This window comes from Curtobacterium sp. MCPF17_011, assembly GCF_003234145.1.
GTDB lineage: Bacteria > Actinomycetota > Actinomycetes > Actinomycetales > Microbacteriaceae > Curtobacterium.
In genome coordinates this window covers 44379-59821 of record NZ_QKSK01000005.1, presented here as the reverse complement: position 1 = coordinate 59821, position 15443 = coordinate 44379, and the positions used below count along the sequence as shown (strand labels likewise).

Sequence of the window (15443 nt, the reverse complement as noted above, 5' to 3'; positions counted from 1 at the left end):
GGCTGACCCGGCTCGCCCGGCTCGCCCGGCTCGTGCGGCTGGCCCGGCTCGCCCGGCGAGTGACGCCCGCCACCCGCCGCTAGGCTCGGCAGGGTGACCGACAGCGCCGCTCCCGACCCCCTCGTCTCCGTCATCATGGGTTCCGACTCGGACTGGCCGACCATGCGCGCCGCAGCCGACGTGCTCGACGAGCTCGGGATCCCCTACGAGGCGGACGTCGTGTCGGCGCACCGCACCCCGGACAAGATGATGCGCTTCGGTCGTGAGGCCGCCGGTCGCGGCATCCGCGTCGTCATCGCCGGCGCCGGCGGGGCCGCCCACCTGCCCGGCATGGTCGCCTCGGTGACGACCCTGCCCGTCATCGGTGTCCCGGTGCAGCTCGCCCGCCTCGACGGCCTCGACTCACTGCTGTCGATCGTCCAGATGCCCGCGGGCATCCCGGTCGCGACGATGGCCATCAACGGTGCGGCGAACGCCGGGCTCCTCGCAGCGCGCATCATCGGGTCGTCCGAGCCCACGGTCGCGGCCCGGCTCGCCGAGTACGCCACCGAGCTCGAGCAGGCCGTCGAGCGGAAGGCGCAGGCGCTCCGCGACGCCCGCTGACCTGCCCGACGCCCGCGCCCGCGCGAGGTCAGTGGCACCGGTCGACGGTCAGGAGGCTCGGGCAGCGCCCGTCACGCCGTCCACGGTCACCGTGCGGCTGGCCCCACCCGCGGACACCGTCGCGGTCCAGGTCGGCGCGGAACCGCTCCCGCCGAGCTGCAGGCTGGCGAGGGTGCTGCCCGGGACCGCTGCGGTGGCCTTCGCGGCGGCGGCGTCGGCATCCACCCGCAGTCCGGCGGCACGTGCTGCGTTCACGGTCTTCGTCGCGGCGTCGGAGTCCTTCGGGAACGGTCCGGAGGTGACCCGGCCGAGCGTGGCGGACACCACGGACTGCGTCAGTGAGCCGTCGGGCCCGGCGACGACGACGGTCCAGAGGTCGCCCGACCCGGCGAGGGAGACGACCTTCCCACCACCGGCCGCCGCGATGCCCTGCTGGCTCACGGTGCCGAAGTCGACGCTGACCGGGTCGGTGACGCCACCGCCGTTGCCGTTGCCCTGTCCGGAGCCGTCGGCGCCGTCGTCGTTCCCCGGTGCCGGTGCCGACGTCGCGGGCGAAGACGGGTCGGGCGGGGTCGTCGCCGTCGCCGGCGGGGTGGGCGAGGGTGTCCGGGTCGGCTTCGAGGTCGTCGTCGCGGTCGCACTCCGGGTCGGTGCCGGGGTGTCGCCGCCGGAGCACGCGGTCAGGAACAGGGCCGCCCCGACGCCGACGGTGATGGCGGCGGTGAGGGCCGTGGACGGGTGACGACGGGTCATGAGCCGATCCTGGCAGCCGAGGACGGGCCTCCCGGTCAGGGACACGGCGGAGCGGGCGATCGATGCCGAGCCGTGACGCTGCCGGACCGACCAGTACCGATGCCGACCAGTACCGACGCCGACCAGTACCGACGCCGACCAGTACCGACGCCGACCAGTACCGACGCCCCGAGTCAGAGGTCGGCGTGCAGCTGCCAGGTCTCGAGGGCGGAGTCCCGCCAGTCGAACATCCGGGCGCGGTCCGGACCGGCGATGGCAAGTTGGCCCGCGAGGTGCGGGTCGTTGACGACCTGGTACATCGCCTGCGCGAGACGCTCGGGGTAGGTGTCCCGGGGGTTCCGTGCGACGCACACACCGGCGTCGGACGCGACCTCGCTGACGGCTTCGTCGTCGGAGTGGATCACCGGGACGCCGAAGCTCATCGCCTCGATCACGGGGAGCCCGAAGCCCTCGGCCAGGCTCGGGAACACGAAGACGGTGGCACGGTCGTACGCCACGGCGAGGTCGGCGTCGTCGACCCGTCCGAGCACCTTCACCCGTGACGGGTCGAGCCCGGCGCGTTCGGCGGTGCCGTGCACGTCCACGTCGCCCCACCCGTCCGGCCCGGAGATGACCAGGGGGACGTCCGCTGGCGCGTCGGGGTGGGCCATCGCGTCGATGAGCGCGGTGAGGCCCTTCCGGGGCTCCAGCGTGCCGACGGCCAGCACGTAGCGGTCGGGCAGGCCCAGGCGCTCGGCGCGGAGGTCGGCGTCGACCGGCACGCGCAGGCGCCCGCTCGGTGCGCCGCCGATGACCCGCAGTCGGTCGTCGAACCGGTGGATCTCGTTGAGCTGTCCGGCGACCGCGTGGGTCGGGACCACGACGGCGTCGGCGTACTTGTAGGCGCGCTTCACCATCGCCTTGTGGAAGTGCACGCCGCGCGGCGTCAGGGTCTCGGGATTCGTCCACGGGACCGTGTCGTGCACCGTGACGACCGTCTGCCGACCCGGTTCCTGCACACGGTCGTGCTTGACCAGCGGTGCGAGCACACTCGGTGCGTGCACCATGCCGTGCGAGGCGCCGTGGGCGAGACCGCCCTGCCACGCGAGGGCCAGTTCACGACGGGGGAGCGCGAGCCGGTCGAGGTCGGCGAGCCCGGGCAGGAGTGTCCGGAGACGCTGCAGTTCGGCGGCCGAGGACGCGGAGACGACCGCTTCGACGTCGCAACCGTCCGGGGCGGTCGCGATGAGCTGCCGGGTCAGTTCCTCCGCGTAACGGCCGATGCCGCCGGGTACCGGTGCGAGCACCTGGTCCACGATCACGCGGAGTGTGGTCATCTGGCAGGGCTCCTCGGTGGTGCGTCCCGGGTCGTCCCGGGGTCGACTGACGAGGCTACCAGTGGCGTTCGGGAGAACCGGGGAGGTCGCTGGTGTCGTCCACAGCAGGCGCGCGCCGACGTCGGCGTTCCCCGAGCACGGCAGCCCCGGCGAACACCAGGTCGACGACCGTCAGGAGAACACGGGAGGTCACGGCGACGCTGACCGCCGCTGACGCGCCGAGCGGCACCCCGGCGGTGAGCAGCGCGGTGAGGACGGCCTCGCGTCCGCCGAGCCCGGCCGGCAGGAAGAAGACCAGGAAGCCGACGAGCCAGGCGAGGGCGTAGGCGCCGACGGTGAGCGTCGTCACGCGGAGGTCGACCTGTCCGAGCGGCACCAGCACCAGGACGATGTGCAGGCCGAACACCACCCACGCCAGCAGCGCCCACCCGAACGCGCGGACGACGGCGCCGGTGCTGATCTCGAGCGTGCCGAGGTCCCGGCGGGTGACCTTCGAGGCCAAACGCAGCCCGAAACGGAGCACGGCCGGGTGCAGGGCCGCGAGGACCACCGGCACGAGGAGCACGACGAACCAGTACCGCGAGAACGCGTCGGGCTGCACGAAGGGGATGGTCACCGCCGCGACCGAGACGCCCGCGCCGCAGCTGATGAGGAGGGTGAGCATGCCCACCGCGACACTGCGCGCCGCGGGGACCCGGTGCTCGCGGCCCAGGTCGGCTTGCGCCACGATCGGCCACACCGAGCCGGGGATGTACTTGCCGATCTGCGACAGGAAGAACACCCGCTGCGCAGCACCCAGGGGGATCCGGTGTCCGGCCCCGGACATCAGCGACCGCCAGGACAGGAACGTGACGTAGGTGGCCGCCCCGCCCGTGACGAACGCGGCGACCAGGGTCAGCGGGTCCTGTCGGCCGAAGGCGTCGACGATGTCCGCGGCGCGCGGGACGAGGAAGGCGACGCACAGCACGAGGGCGACGACCAGGCCGACGACGCGGACGATCGTCTTCGTCCGGGAGCGTCCGGCGGGCTGCTGGGGTTCGGTCATTCTCACCTAGGGTTGATCGGGCGCCGGCTCGGATCCGGCGCGCGCGAGCATCGGAGAGGACAGCCCCACGTGCGGATCTTGGCCTTCGGAACATACCAGGCGGCGGACCACCCTCGAGTGCGTGTGCTCGCCGACGGCTTGCGCGCGCGCGGACACGTGGTCGCCGAGGCGAACGTCCCGCTCGGCCTCTCCACGCGCGAGCGCGTCGCCATGCTCGGCGCCCGGTCGGGAGCCGCGCAGATGGCCGGGCGACTCGTCCGGAGCTGGTCACGGCTCATCGGGAAGGCGGTGCGCGCGCGGGCCGCCGGACGGCCGGACGCCGTGCTCGTCGGCTACATGGGGCACTTCGACGTCTGGCTCGCACGCCTGCTCTTCCCGCGCACGCCGATCGTGCTCGACCACCTGGTGTTCGCCGCGACGACCGCGCAGGACCGTGGGGTCGGTGGCACCGGCCTCAAGCAGCGGCTGCTCCGCGCGATCGACGGCGCGGCGCTGCGGATCGCCGACGTGGTGGTCCTCGACACCGACGAGCACCGCGACCTGGTGCCCGAGCGGTTGCGGACGAAGGCGGTCGTCGTCCCCGTCGGGGCCACGGCGCAGTGGTACGACGCCGCGCAGGAGTCGTCGCCCTCGGCCGCCACCGACGGGCCGTTGCGTGTGGTGTTCTTCGGGCTCTTCACCCCGCTCCAGGGTGCGGCGACGATCGGCGCCGCGATCGGTGGACTCCGGCCGGAGGACCCCGTCCGCGTCACGATGATCGGCTCCGGCCAGGACCTCGAGGCGGCGCAGGCCGCTGCTGCGGGGGGCGCCCCCACCGAGTGGATCCCGTGGGTCGGGTCCGAGGAGCTGCCGGCCCTCGTCGCCGGGCACGACGTCGGCATCGGCATCCTCGGCACGACGCCGAAGGCACGCAAGGTCGTGCCGAACAAGGTCTACCAGTGCGCGGCCGCCGGCCTCGCGGTCGTGACGAGCGACACCGCGCCGCAGCGACGGGCATTCGGGGACGCGGTGATCGGCGTTCCGCCGGGCGACGCCGCCGCCCTGACCGCCACGCTCCGTGCCCTGGCGGAGGACCGGGCGCTCCTCGCCGAACGCCGGTCCGCAGCTGCTGCGGCTGCCGAGCGGTTCCGGCCGGAGGCAGCCGTCGGACCGCTCGACGAGCGGCTGGGTGCGATCGTCGGCTGACGGAGCGCGCCGGACCGACGACGGACGGGAGGCGCGGTGCCAGCTGGCACCGCGCCTCCCGTCCGTCGTCGCCCCGTCAGGACGAGTCAGCGGCGCAGGGCCCCCGCCTCGACCGCCGCGTGGAGCGCTTCGCGCCAGTCACGCATCGGGGCGAGACCGGCTCGGGACCACGCGTCGTGCCCGAGCACGCTGTACGCCGGGCGCGGTGCGGGACGGACGAAGGACGCGCTGTCGGTGGGGAGCACGCGCTCGGGGTCCAGTCCGTTCTCGGCGAAGATCGCGCGCGTGAAGTCGTACCAGGAGCCCTGGCCCGAGTTCGTGCCGTGGTAGATGCCAGCCGGAGCGTCCCGGTCGACGAGCTCGACGATGCGGGCGGCCAGGTCACCGGTCCAGGTCGGCTGCCCGACCTGGTCGGTGACCACCGAGACCGTGTCGTGCGAGGCCGCGAGCCGGAGCATGGTCGCGGCGAAGTTCGGGCCGTGCTCGCCGTAGATCCACGCGGTCCGCACGATGTACGACGAATCCGGCGCGACCTGTCGGACGGCCGCCTCGCCCGCCGCCTTGGTCCGCCCGTACGCGTTCAGCGGATCGGTGGGTGCGTCCTCGGCGTAGGGCGCGGTGCCGTTGCCGTCGAACACGTAGTCCGTCGAGATCGTCACGAGCTTCGCGCCGTGGCGTACCGCTGCCTCGGCGAGGAGCCGCGGGCCGGTGGCGTTCACCGCGGCGGCCTCGTCCTCGTGTGATTCGGCGTCGTCCACCTTCGTGTACGCCGCCGAGTTGATCACGACGTCGTGGCCGGCGACGGCCGCGTCGACCGCGTCCGGGTCGGTGATGTCCAGGTCGGCGCGGCCGAGCGCGGTCACGTCACGGCCCTGCAGCGCGAGCTGGAGGTCGCGGCCGAGCATGCCGGCCGCGCCGGTGATGAGGGTGCGCGTCATCGTCGTCGCCGGGCTCAGCTGAGCGCCGCGCGCTCCTTGAGGGGCTCCCACCAGGCGCGGTTGTCGCGGTACCACTGCACGACGTCGGCCAGACCCTGCTCGAACGGCACCTGCGGCTCGTAGCCGAGCTCGGCCTGGATCTTCGAGATGTCGACCGAGTAGCGCAGGTCGTGGCCGAGACGGTCCTGGACGCGGTCGACGTACGACCAGTCCTTGCCGGTCGCGTCGAGGAGCAGCTGGGTGAGCTCCTTGTTCGTGAGCTCGGTGCCGCCACCGATGTTGTAGATCTCGCCCGCGCGGCCCTTGGTCAGGACCATCGCGATGCCGCGGGTGTGGTCGTCGACGTGCAGCCAGTCGCGGATGTTGTCGCCCTCGCCGTAGAGCGGCACGTGCCGGTCGTCGATGAGGTTCGTGACGAAGAGCGGGATGACCTTCTCCGGGAAGTGGTACGGCCCGTAGTTGTTGGAGCAGCGCGTGATCGAGAGGTTCAGCCCGTGCGTGCGGTGGTAGCTGCGCGCGAGCAGGTCGCTGCCGGCCTTCGACGCCGAGTACGGCGAGTTCGGCTCGAGCGGGCGCTCTTCGTCCCACGAACCCTCGCTGATCGACCCGTAGACCTCGTCGGTCGAGACGTGCACGAAACGCTCGGTGCCGTGGCGGAGTGCGGCGTCGAGCAGACGCTGGGTGCCGACGACGTTCGTCTCGACGAAGATGCCGGAGTCGCGGACCGAACGGTCGACGTGGGACTCGGCGGCGAAGTGCACGATGGCGTCGATGCCCGGGACGACCTCGTCGAGCTTGGCGGCGTCGGTGATGTCGCCCTGCACGAAGGTGTACCGCGGCGAGTCCGCCACCGACGCGAGGTTCTCGAGGTTGCCCGAGTAGGTGAGCGCGTCGTACACGACGACATCGGCACCTTCGAGGCCGGGGTAGGCGTCCTGCAGCGTACGGCGGACGAAGTTCGAGCCGATGAAGCCGGCCCCTCCGGTGACGAGGATCTTCACGCGTTGTTCCTTCAGTGATCGGTGAGCGGTCGGTCGGCGGTGAGTCTACCGGGCGCCGTTGTCGTGGTCGGGGTCGTGGTCGGGTTGGTCGGCGCCGGGCACGTCCTGCGGGCCGGTGCCGACGGGGCGGGCAGCATCGGCGTCGTCCGCTCCGACCGCGGAGGCGGTCGACGCGCGCTGCGGTCCCCGTCGCCCGACCGCACCCCAGGCCAGCACGAGCGTCACGAGGCTGACCAGCGCGGTGGCGACGACGAGGGCCGCGAGCGGACGGACGCCGTACGGCAGCGAGCCGAAGAGCGTCTGACGTCCCGCGACCGAGATGCGGAAGACGAGCTCCTCGTAGGACCCCGAGTAGAGCAGCCCCAGCGCGGCGACCGCGACCAGCGGCGCCACGACGATCGCGGCGCGTGCCAGGCGGACCCGGACCACGTCGCGCTCGACGAGGGCACGCCACGCGCAGGCCTGGGCAACGAGCAACGCGGCCAGCGCCGGGAAGAGGAACCGGCCCTGGTCGACGGTGACGCCGAGGTGGCTGGCGTACGTGGCCCAGTCGCGGGCGAGCACGACGACGAGGGCCGTCACGGGGAAGGCCGCGGCGACCAGCACGGTGCGGCGGTCCACGGTGCGGCGGCTGAGCCCCCAGACCAGCGCCGCCAGGGCGATCACGGTGAAGGAGTCGACGAGCACGGCCGACAGCGGCCACTCGTACCGGCCGAGGAGGCCCCAGAACGAGTTGGACATGCCGTTCCAGAACGCGCCCGCGAACTGCGTCGGGGCGGGCGACTCGTGCGCGGGCCACGACCTCGACACGGCGGGGAACGGATCGGGCTGCGGCGTGCCGGTCTGCACGGCCAGCGCGACGTACCACCACGCGGTGGTGACGGCAGGGACCGCGAGCACGACGAGCGCACGCAGCAGGCGGCCGAGTGGCCCGGACCCGTTCCGCGCCACGACCACGGCCAGGAGCGCGAACGGGACGGCGATCGCGCCGCCGGCCATCACCGCGGTCCCCACGGCCAGTGCGCCGCCGAGGGCGAGGACCGTCCACCAGGAGCGGTCCCCGGTGAGCACACGCACCGCGAGCCACGTGGCGAGCACGCCGGCGGTGATCACGGGCACCCACACCGACACCGACGAGCCGAGCTGCGCGACCTGTGGGACGGCCAGGAGGGTCGCGGCCGCGGCCACGGCGGTCCGGGGCGAACCGGTCGCCCGACGGACGCTCGCCCAGACGAGCGCCGGGACGGGGAGCATGACCGCGACGTCAACCAGGCGCATGCCGAGCACGACGATGTCCCAGCGGCGGCCGGCGAAGTCGAGCAGGTGGGCGACCACCGCCTGCACCAGGAACCAGGTCGGCGGATGCTGCGACATCGGGTTGACGAGCGGGTTCTCCGAACCGTCACCGACGATCGTCGCGAAGTCCGGACGGTCCGTGGCGGCGGGCAGGTGCACCGGGACGTTCTGGGCGAGCAGGCCCTGCAGGTAGTGCAGGTCACCGGCCGGCGGCCAGCCCTGCCCCATCGCGAGATGGATCACCGCGTCGACGTTCGCGAGCTCGTCCGGGCCGTGGAGCGACGGGTTGACGTACGCCCAGAGGGTGAGGACGAGCCCGAAGACGACGGTCAGGCCGATGACCGTGGTGGCCTCGCGACGGCCCACGGGCGGTCGGTCGTGTCGACGATCGACGGCGGGGCGGGCGGCCACCGCGCGGGTCCGCGTTCGCGTGGTGCTCATGCGGTCGTCCCTCCACGGTGGACGGTCTCGGTCTCGGTCTCGGTTCCGGTCTCGGTCCCGGCGCCTGCGGTACCGAGCGGGTCGTCGACGGACGGCCGCAGCGTGGCGGCGACCACCACCGCGGCGGCGAGCACCACGGCCGCGACGAGCCACCCGACCACCATCACGGGGACCGGCACCGGGGACGACGTGGCGAGCACGTCGAGTCCGAGTGGCGTCACCCGGATCCGGGAGTGCTCGGCGATGCTCCCGTAGGTGAACAGCAGGCCGTAGACCGCCATCGCGGCGGACAGGGCCGCGACGACGACAGCGAACCGGCGACGGCCGCGGTCGGTCTGGACAGCACGGCGCCAGGCGATCGCGCTGAGGGTGATGAACGCGAGCAGGGCGGGGAAGTAGTACCGGCCCTGGGTCGCGCCGATGAACGTGGTGGCGCGGTAGCTTCCCCAGGCGTTCGCGGTCTGCAGCACGAAGATCGTCGCCGGCAGCACGGCGAGCGTGATCGCGACGCGGAGCCCCGGCGCGCGTCGGAAGCCCCAGACGAGCAGGGCACCGAGACCCAGGACCGTCGCGGTCTCGAAGACCACGGGGGAGAGGATCCACTGCGCCCGTCCGCCGAAGCTGCCCCAGAACGTCCGGGCGATCGTCGACCACGACACGTCGGCGAAGGCGGCCGGGTCGGGGCCGGTCCCGGTCGGGAAGGGCTTCGGCGGGCGGATGGCCGAGAAGCCGCTGGGCTGCAGCGTGTGGAAGACGAGGAGGTTGCGCACCCACCACCACGCGCCGACGGCGGCGGCGAGGGCGAGGACCCAGAGCGCCCGGACGGCGCGCGGCAGGACCCCGGCCCGACGCATCGGCGCGACGAGCACGGCGACCGCCACGAACGGGATCAGCGGGAGCGCGGTGCCCTTCCAGACGATCGCGACACCGAGGGACAGGGCGAGGGCGAGCGCGGTGCGGACCCGGTCGTCGCCGGTCATCACCCGGACGGCCAGCCACACGGTGGTCGCCGCGAAGAGCACGACGGGCGCGTCGTTCGACGCCGAGGCACCGATCGAGGCGAGTTCGGGGACGGCGAGGACGGCGAACGCCCCGACCAGCGCGGCACGGGGCGACCGGGTCACCCGCCGGACGGTGGCCCAGGCGAGTGCCGGCAGCGGCAGGACGAACAGGGCACCGAGGAGCCGGACCGCGAGCAGCGCGACGTGCGGCCGGAGCGACTCGAAGTCGACCAGGTGGAGCACACCCGCTGCGACGAGGTAGTAGGTCGGCGGGTGCTGGGTCATCTGGTCGACGGTGTCCGACGACGAAGCCCCGGTCGAGCGCAGGAGCTCACCCATGGTCGGGGCGCTGTCGGGTCGGGGGCCGCTCGCCTGTTGGACCGCGTCGAGCACGCGGAGGTCGCCCGGGTCGGGCCAGCCGTCGCCGATCGCGACGTGCACGGCCGCGTCGAAGTGCGCACGCTCGTCGGGCGCCTGGAAGGTCGGGACGAGAGCCGCCCAGAGCACGAGCAGCAGGCCGAACGTCGCCGTCACCGCGGCGACGACGACCCACTCGCGACGTCGCACCGGAGGGACGGGGTCAGTCACCGTACCGGGCGAGCTTCTGCAGGTCGAGCTGTTCCTCGGCCAGGGTCCGGTTCAGCCGCGTCAGGTCCGCGACGACGCCGATCGTCATCGCGAGCACCGCCGTGATGACGAGGACCAGCCCGAGCAGGAGCGACTGCAGGTGGTTGCCGCCGGAGTCCGTCGCGAGCAGCACCAGGTACCGGATGAACGGGATGAGCCCGCAGACGGCCAGCACCGCGCTGACCCAGGCGAACAGTGCCATCGGTCGGTACATCAGGTAGACGCGGGCGATCGCGGACCCGGACTCGAACATGTGCTGCCAGATGTTGCTGAACAGCCGCGACTCACGCGTCTTCGCGTTCGTCGTGATCGGCACGCTGGCGATCGCGATGCGCTTGTAGCCGGCCTGCACGATCGTCTCCATGCAGTAGCTGAACCGCGTGACGATGTTGAGCCGGATGAGCGAGTACTTCGAGTAGGCGCGGAACCCGCTCGCGGCGTCGGGCAGGTCGAGGCCGGCGGCGCGGCTGGCGACCCAGGAGCCGAAGCGCTGCATGAGCTTCTTGAAGCCGGAGAAGTGCTCGATGGTGCGCGTCTGCCGGTCACCGATGACGATCTCGGCACGCTTCTCGAGGATCGGCAGGACCAGGTCCGCGATCTGCGCCTGCGGGTACTGGTTGTCGCCGTCGGTGTTCACGACGATGTCCGCACCGTGCAGCAGCGCGTAGTCGACGCCGTCGCGGAACGATCGCGCCAGGCCCATGTTCTGGGCGTGACGGACGAAGTGCGTCACGCCGTGGGCCTTCGCGACCTCGACGGTGCGGTCGGTCGAACCGTCGTCGATCACGAGGATCTCGATCTCGTCGATGCCGGGGATCGACCGGGGGATCGTCTCGAGGACTGCGGGGAGCGTCTGCTCCTCGTTGAGGCACGGGATCTGGATGAAGAGCTTCACTGCGTTCGGGCGTCTCGATCTGGTCGTTGGGCGCGCATGCTCGAGGTGATGGCGCGCGGGAGCGTTTCAGGCCGCGTTCACCATACGTGATGTCGTCGACCTACCGGAGGAGGGTGCCGGTGTGCCCGTGCGGGCGATCCCGACCGAGACGCATTGTGGGAGGATCGCTCATCGTGCGCCGCCCGACCATGACCCTCCACTCCGGCATCGTCCTCGCGGCGGCCCTCTTCGCCGTCTTCGCCGCGATCGCGATCGGGTTCAGCGCCCCGCCGTTCAACTCCGGGGACGAGGCAGCGCACCTCGACTACGCCGTCACCGTGTGGCACGGTCACCTGCCCGTGTTCGAGGACGGCCTCACGATCGACTCGACGTTCGGCATCATCCCGCCGGTGCAGTGGGTCTCCCAGCACCCGCCGCTCTTCTACGCGGTCCTCGCGCCGGTCGTCGGGCCGCTCTGGGACAGCGGCCAGCACTACCACGCGGTGCTCGCGGGGCGTGTCCTGAACGCCGTGTTCGCCGGGCTCACCGTGCTCGCCGCCGGGTGGGCCGCACGCCGGGTGCTGCCGACCCGGCCCGGTGCCGCGAGCGTCGCCGCCGTCGTCGTCTCCCTGACGTCGATGTTCCTGCTGGTCGGTGGCGCCGTCTACAACGACCTGCCGAACGTCGCCTTCGGCGCGCTCGCCATCGGAGTCGCGGCCACGGCCCTCCGTCGCGGCCTCTCGACCCGCCTGGTCGTCCTCGCGGCCGTGGTGACCGCCGCCGGCATGCTCAGCCGACTCACCTTCGCGGTGTTCGTCGTCGCGGTCCTCGTCGCCGTCGTCTGCGCCCGGGGTCGCGGCTGGTGGAACGGCCTGGTCGGCAAGCTCGTCGCGCTCGTCGTCGTCGCCGCCGCACCGGCCCTCGCCGCCGGGTGGTTCTTCCTCCGGAACGAGCGTGTGACCGGGAACATCGCGGGCAGTCAGCCGGAGTGGGCCGCGGCACACCTCCACCGCCGACAGCACGGCTTCGTCGAGACGGTGGCGGACCCGGGCTTCTGGACCGGCGTCTTCTCGGTCTTCCGCGGGCACTTCACGCTGGACGTGACCTGGCCGTGGGTGCTCCTGGTCGGACCGCTCCTGCTCGCGGTCGTCGTCGCGGTGGTCCCGGCGCTCCGCCGGAACGGGCGCGTCCGACCGACGGCGCCCCGCCCGACGACCACCGACCGGGCGACCACCGACCGGGCGACCACCGACCGGACGACCACCGACCCGACGACCGTCACCGGACGCCGCCGGCGCCAGGACGCCACCGACCGGGTCGCCGACGTGCTCGTCGCCCTCATGCTCGTCGCGGTCGTCGTGCTCGTCGTCTTCCTCCAGATCCGCTTCACCATGCAGGGCGGCGCGGCCCAGGCGCGGTACGGCCTGCCGGTCGTCCCGGTCCTCGCCGTCGTCATGGCGATCGGTCTCTCCGGGTTCGGCCGGGTGCTCTCGCCGCTGCTCGTCACGGCGTGGGTGGCCGCCGCCGGGTACGACTGGTTCGCCATCGTCGACCTCACTGGCCCGGCGTTCCACGAGCCGGTGACGCTGACGGTGAGCCGGGTCGCCGTCGTGCTCGCGATCGTGGCGCTCGCCGCGGTGCTCACGCTGGTCTGGACCGCGTCGCTCCGGCGCTCGGCGGTCGCCCCGCAGCCGCCCACGGCCGACGTCCCGGCCGTCACCGCGTGACAGGATGACGGCGTGACGTCCTTGCGCTCCCGGGTCGCCCGGTTCCTCACCCGACGCCCCGACCAGGACGTCGCACCGGCCTCCGGCCCGGCGCCGGAACCGCCACTCGTCGGCTTCGTCGTGCACGGAGCCGGTGGGGTCCACCCCGCGTCCGCGCACATCCGCGTGACCGGCCGCATGTCGGCACTCGCCGCCTCCGGCGCGGCCCGCGTCGCGCAGGTCGAACCGGTGCGATGGGCGGACGGCACGGACACCGCGCACCTCGACGTGCTGCTCGTCCAGCGCGACGCCTTCCCGCTCGCCTCGCTCGACGCAGCGATCGAGCGCGCTCGGCGCGAGGGCACCCGGATCGTCGCCGAGGTGGACGACGACTTCTTCAGCCGGGAGGCCCGTGCCCGGCTCGTCCGCGCCGAGTACGACCCCGAGCGGCTCGCGTCCGTCGAGCGCGTGGTCGCGGCCGCCGACGTGGTGGTCACGTCGACCGAGCCGTTGCGCGCCGTGCTCGCCGCAGCGGGCACCACGGCGGTCGTGGTGCCGAACGCCGTCCAGCCCGGGCTGTGGGGCACCGGGCCGTCGCGTCCCGGCCCCGTCGGCCCGCGCCGGGTCCTCTACATGGGGTCCGCCACGCACGGCGACGACCTCGCGCTGCTGCGGCCCGTGTTCGACGGGCTGGTCGACGACGACGGTCGCGCGGTCCGACTCGAGGTCGTCGGCGTGACCGACACCGACGCGGACTGGTTCGACCGGCTGGACCTGCCCGACGGTGCGACGCACTACCCGGAGTTCGTGGCGTTCCTGCGGGCGAACGCGCACCGCTGGTCCGCCGGTGTCGCGCCCCTCACCGACGACCCGTTCAACGACGCCAAGAGCGACCTCAAGTTCCTCGAGGTCAGCATGCTCGGCCTGCCGTTCGTCGCCTCGGACCGACCGTCGTACGCCGGCATCGACGAGCACGGCGGACTGCTCGCCGAGAACGACCCGGCCGCGTGGCAGCACGCGCTGCGCACCGCGTTCCGGGAGGCCGACGAGCGGGTGCAGCGCGCCCAGGCGTACGTCCGCGCAGAGCGACTGGTGACCGGCGACGGCGACTGGCGAGCAGCCCTCGGCCTCTGAGTGCGGGCCTCTTGCTAGGCTGCCCCGGTGCAGATCCGAGAACTGAAGATCCAAGGCGCGTGGGAGTTCACCCCCGTCCAGCACGGTGACGCCCGGGGCGCGTTCCTCGAGGCCTACCGTGCGGACGTGCTCGAGGAGACCGTCGGCCACCCGCTCGACCTCCGTCAGGTGAACATGTCGATCTCGTCGCGCGGCGTCGCGCGGGGGATCCACTACGCCCTCGTCGCACCGAGCCAGGCGAAGTACGTCACGGCCGTCCGCGGCGCCTTCATCGACTACATCATCGACATCCGCGTCGGGTCACCGACGTTCGGCCAGTGGGACTCCGTCCGCATCGACGACGTCGACCGCCGCGCCGTGTACCTGTCCGAGGGCCTCGGGCACGCCATCGTCGCGCTCGAGGACGCCTCGACGGTCAACTACCTGGTCAGCGCGCACTACGACCCCGAGCGCGAGAAGGGGATCAGCATCCTCGACCCGACCGTCGCGCTCGAGCTCCCCGACGGCATCGGCGAGCCGGTCCTGTCCGAGAAGGACACCAGCGCGCCGACCCTCGAGCAGGCCGCCGAGCAGGGTCTGCTGCCGACGTACGAGGAGTGCCTCGCCTACACCGAGTCCCTCCGCACCACGAAGAAGTAAGGACGCATCCCCATGAAGGGCATCATCCTGGCCGGCGGTTCCGGCACGCGCCTCTGGCCGATCACCAAGGGCATCAGCAAGCAGCTCATGCCGATCTACGACAAGCCGATGGTGTACTACCCCCTGTCGACGCTGATGATGTCCGGCATCCGCGAGGTGCTGATCATCACGACGCCCGAGTACAACGACCAGTTCAAGGCCCTGCTCGGCGACGGCTCCACGCTCGGCATGGACATCCAGTACGCGGTGCAGCCGTCCCCGGACGGGCTCGCCCAGGCGTTCGTCATCGGTGAGGACTTCATCGGCGACGACAGCGTCGCCCTGGTGCTCGGCGACAACATCTTCCACGGCACCGGGCTCGGCACGAACCTCCGCAAGAACACCGAGGTGCAGGGCGCGACGATCTTCGCGTACCACGTGGCGGACCCGAAGGCGTACGGCGTCGTGGAGTTCGACGACGACTTCACCGCGGTCTCCATCGAGGAGAAGCCCGCCGAGCCGAAGTCGAACTACGCCGTCCCCGGTCTGTACTTCTACGACAACAAGGTCATCGAGATCGCGAAGACGATCGAGCCGAGTGCCCGTGGTGAGCTCGAGATCTCGACCGTCAACGAGCGCTACCTGGAGGCCGGGGAACTCGGCGTGCAGGTCCTGGACCGCGGCACCGCGTGGCTCGACACCGGCACGTTCGAGTCGATGATGCAGGCGTCCGAGTACGTCAAGGTCATCGAGGACCGTCAGGGCTTCAAGATCGGCTGCATCGAGGAGATCGCCTGGCGGAACGGCTGGATCGACGACGCCCGGCTCGCCGACCTCGCCGCGCCGCTCGTCAAGGGCGGCTACGGCGTCTACCTGCAGAACCTGCTGCGCGGCTGACGGTGGCC

At 72.4% G+C, this 15443-nt stretch carries 14 protein-coding genes; 6 read left to right on the top strand and 8 right to left on the bottom strand.

Annotated elements, in window-relative coordinates:
- The first annotated feature begins 93 nt into the window (after nucleotides 1–93).
- The gene (gene purE, locus DEJ25_RS07650; protein ID WP_258366264.1) at nucleotides 94–603 is read left to right on the top strand and encodes a 5-(carboxyamino)imidazole ribonucleotide mutase; all 510 of its coding nucleotides are present in this window, start codon (nucleotides 94–96) and stop codon (nucleotides 601–603) included.
- 48 nt (nucleotides 604–651) lie between these two features.
- Here the strand turns inward: purE and DEJ25_RS16640 are convergent, their stop codons facing one another.
- The 3 genes from DEJ25_RS16640 to DEJ25_RS07635 all read right to left on the bottom strand — a co-directional run bounded on the left by DEJ25_RS16640 (nucleotide 652) and on the right by DEJ25_RS07635 (nucleotide 3717).
- Nucleotides 652–1356, bottom strand: a complete 705-nt coding sequence (locus DEJ25_RS16640; RefSeq protein WP_111044320.1) for a hypothetical protein — start codon at nucleotides 1354–1356, stop codon at nucleotides 652–654.
- Nucleotides 1357–1529: 173 nt separating this feature from the next.
- Nucleotides 1530–2672 carry a glycosyltransferase family 1 protein gene (locus DEJ25_RS07640; RefSeq protein ID WP_110902732.1) on the bottom strand — a complete coding sequence of 381 codons (1143 nt, stop codon included), beginning with the start codon at nucleotides 2670–2672 and terminating at the stop codon, nucleotides 1530–1532.
- A gap of 55 nt (nucleotides 2673–2727) precedes the next feature.
- Nucleotides 2728–3717: a YbhN family protein gene (locus DEJ25_RS07635; protein WP_111044319.1), complete on the bottom strand. Its 990-nt coding sequence runs from the start codon at nucleotides 3715–3717 to the stop codon at nucleotides 2728–2730.
- 69 nt (nucleotides 3718–3786) lie between these two features.
- Here DEJ25_RS07635 and DEJ25_RS07630 point away from each other — a divergent pair, with 69 nt between their 5' ends.
- Nucleotides 3787–4902 (top strand): glycosyltransferase, encoded by a 1116-nt coding sequence (locus DEJ25_RS07630; RefSeq protein ID WP_258366445.1) that lies wholly within the window; start codon nucleotides 3787–3789, stop codon nucleotides 4900–4902.
- Nucleotides 4903–4988: 86 nt separating this feature from the next.
- Here DEJ25_RS07630 and rfbD read toward each other — a convergent pair whose 3' ends face one another.
- From rfbD to DEJ25_RS07605, 5 genes are read right to left on the bottom strand one after another with little or no spacing between them, the layout of a single operon-like run.
- A complete protein-coding gene (gene rfbD, locus DEJ25_RS07625) occupies nucleotides 4989–5840 on the bottom strand; it encodes a dTDP-4-dehydrorhamnose reductase (protein WP_111044318.1) in 852 nt (283 codons plus the stop codon).
- Nucleotides 5841–5854: 14 nt separating this feature from the next.
- The gene (rfbB, locus tag DEJ25_RS07620) at nucleotides 5855–6841 is read right to left on the bottom strand and encodes a dTDP-glucose 4,6-dehydratase (RefSeq protein WP_111044317.1); all 987 of its coding nucleotides are present in this window, start codon (nucleotides 6839–6841) and stop codon (nucleotides 5855–5857) included.
- 45 nt (nucleotides 6842–6886) lie between these two features.
- Nucleotides 6887–8578 carry a glycosyltransferase family 39 protein gene (locus DEJ25_RS07615; RefSeq protein ID WP_146240634.1) on the bottom strand — a complete coding sequence of 564 codons (1692 nt, stop codon included), beginning with the start codon at nucleotides 8576–8578 and terminating at the stop codon, nucleotides 6887–6889.
- A complete protein-coding gene (locus tag DEJ25_RS07610; protein WP_181427373.1) occupies nucleotides 8575–10146 on the bottom strand; it encodes a glycosyltransferase family 39 protein in 1572 nt (523 codons plus the stop codon). The genes DEJ25_RS07615 and DEJ25_RS07610 overlap by 4 nt, the downstream gene beginning before the upstream one ends.
- 13 nt (nucleotides 10147–10159) lie before the next feature.
- A complete protein-coding gene (locus DEJ25_RS07605; RefSeq protein WP_111044314.1) occupies nucleotides 10160–11101 on the bottom strand; it encodes a glycosyltransferase family 2 protein in 942 nt (313 codons plus the stop codon).
- Between the two features lie 173 nt (nucleotides 11102–11274).
- On the opposite strand from DEJ25_RS07605, the gene DEJ25_RS07600 reads away from it, so the two are divergent.
- The 4 genes from DEJ25_RS07600 to rfbA are packed head-to-tail and all read left to right on the top strand — an operon-like array spanning nucleotide 11275 to nucleotide 15435.
- Entirely contained in the window at nucleotides 11275–12807 is a 1533-nt protein-coding gene (locus tag DEJ25_RS07600) for a glycosyltransferase family 39 protein (RefSeq protein ID WP_181427372.1), read from the top strand.
- 12 nt (nucleotides 12808–12819) lie between these two features.
- Complete coding sequence (locus DEJ25_RS07595) at nucleotides 12820–13920, top strand: glycosyltransferase (protein ID WP_111044312.1); 1101 nt, start codon at nucleotides 12820–12822, stop codon at nucleotides 13918–13920.
- Nucleotides 13921–13947: 27 nt separating this feature from the next.
- Nucleotides 13948–14559: a dTDP-4-dehydrorhamnose 3,5-epimerase family protein gene (locus DEJ25_RS07590; RefSeq protein WP_111044311.1), complete on the top strand. Its 612-nt coding sequence runs from the start codon at nucleotides 13948–13950 to the stop codon at nucleotides 14557–14559.
- Nucleotides 14560–14571: 12 nt separating this feature from the next.
- Nucleotides 14572–15435 carry a glucose-1-phosphate thymidylyltransferase RfbA gene (gene rfbA, locus DEJ25_RS07585; RefSeq protein ID WP_111044310.1) on the top strand — a complete coding sequence of 288 codons (864 nt, stop codon included), beginning with the start codon at nucleotides 14572–14574 and terminating at the stop codon, nucleotides 15433–15435.
- Nucleotides 15436–15443: the final 8 nt, after the last annotated feature.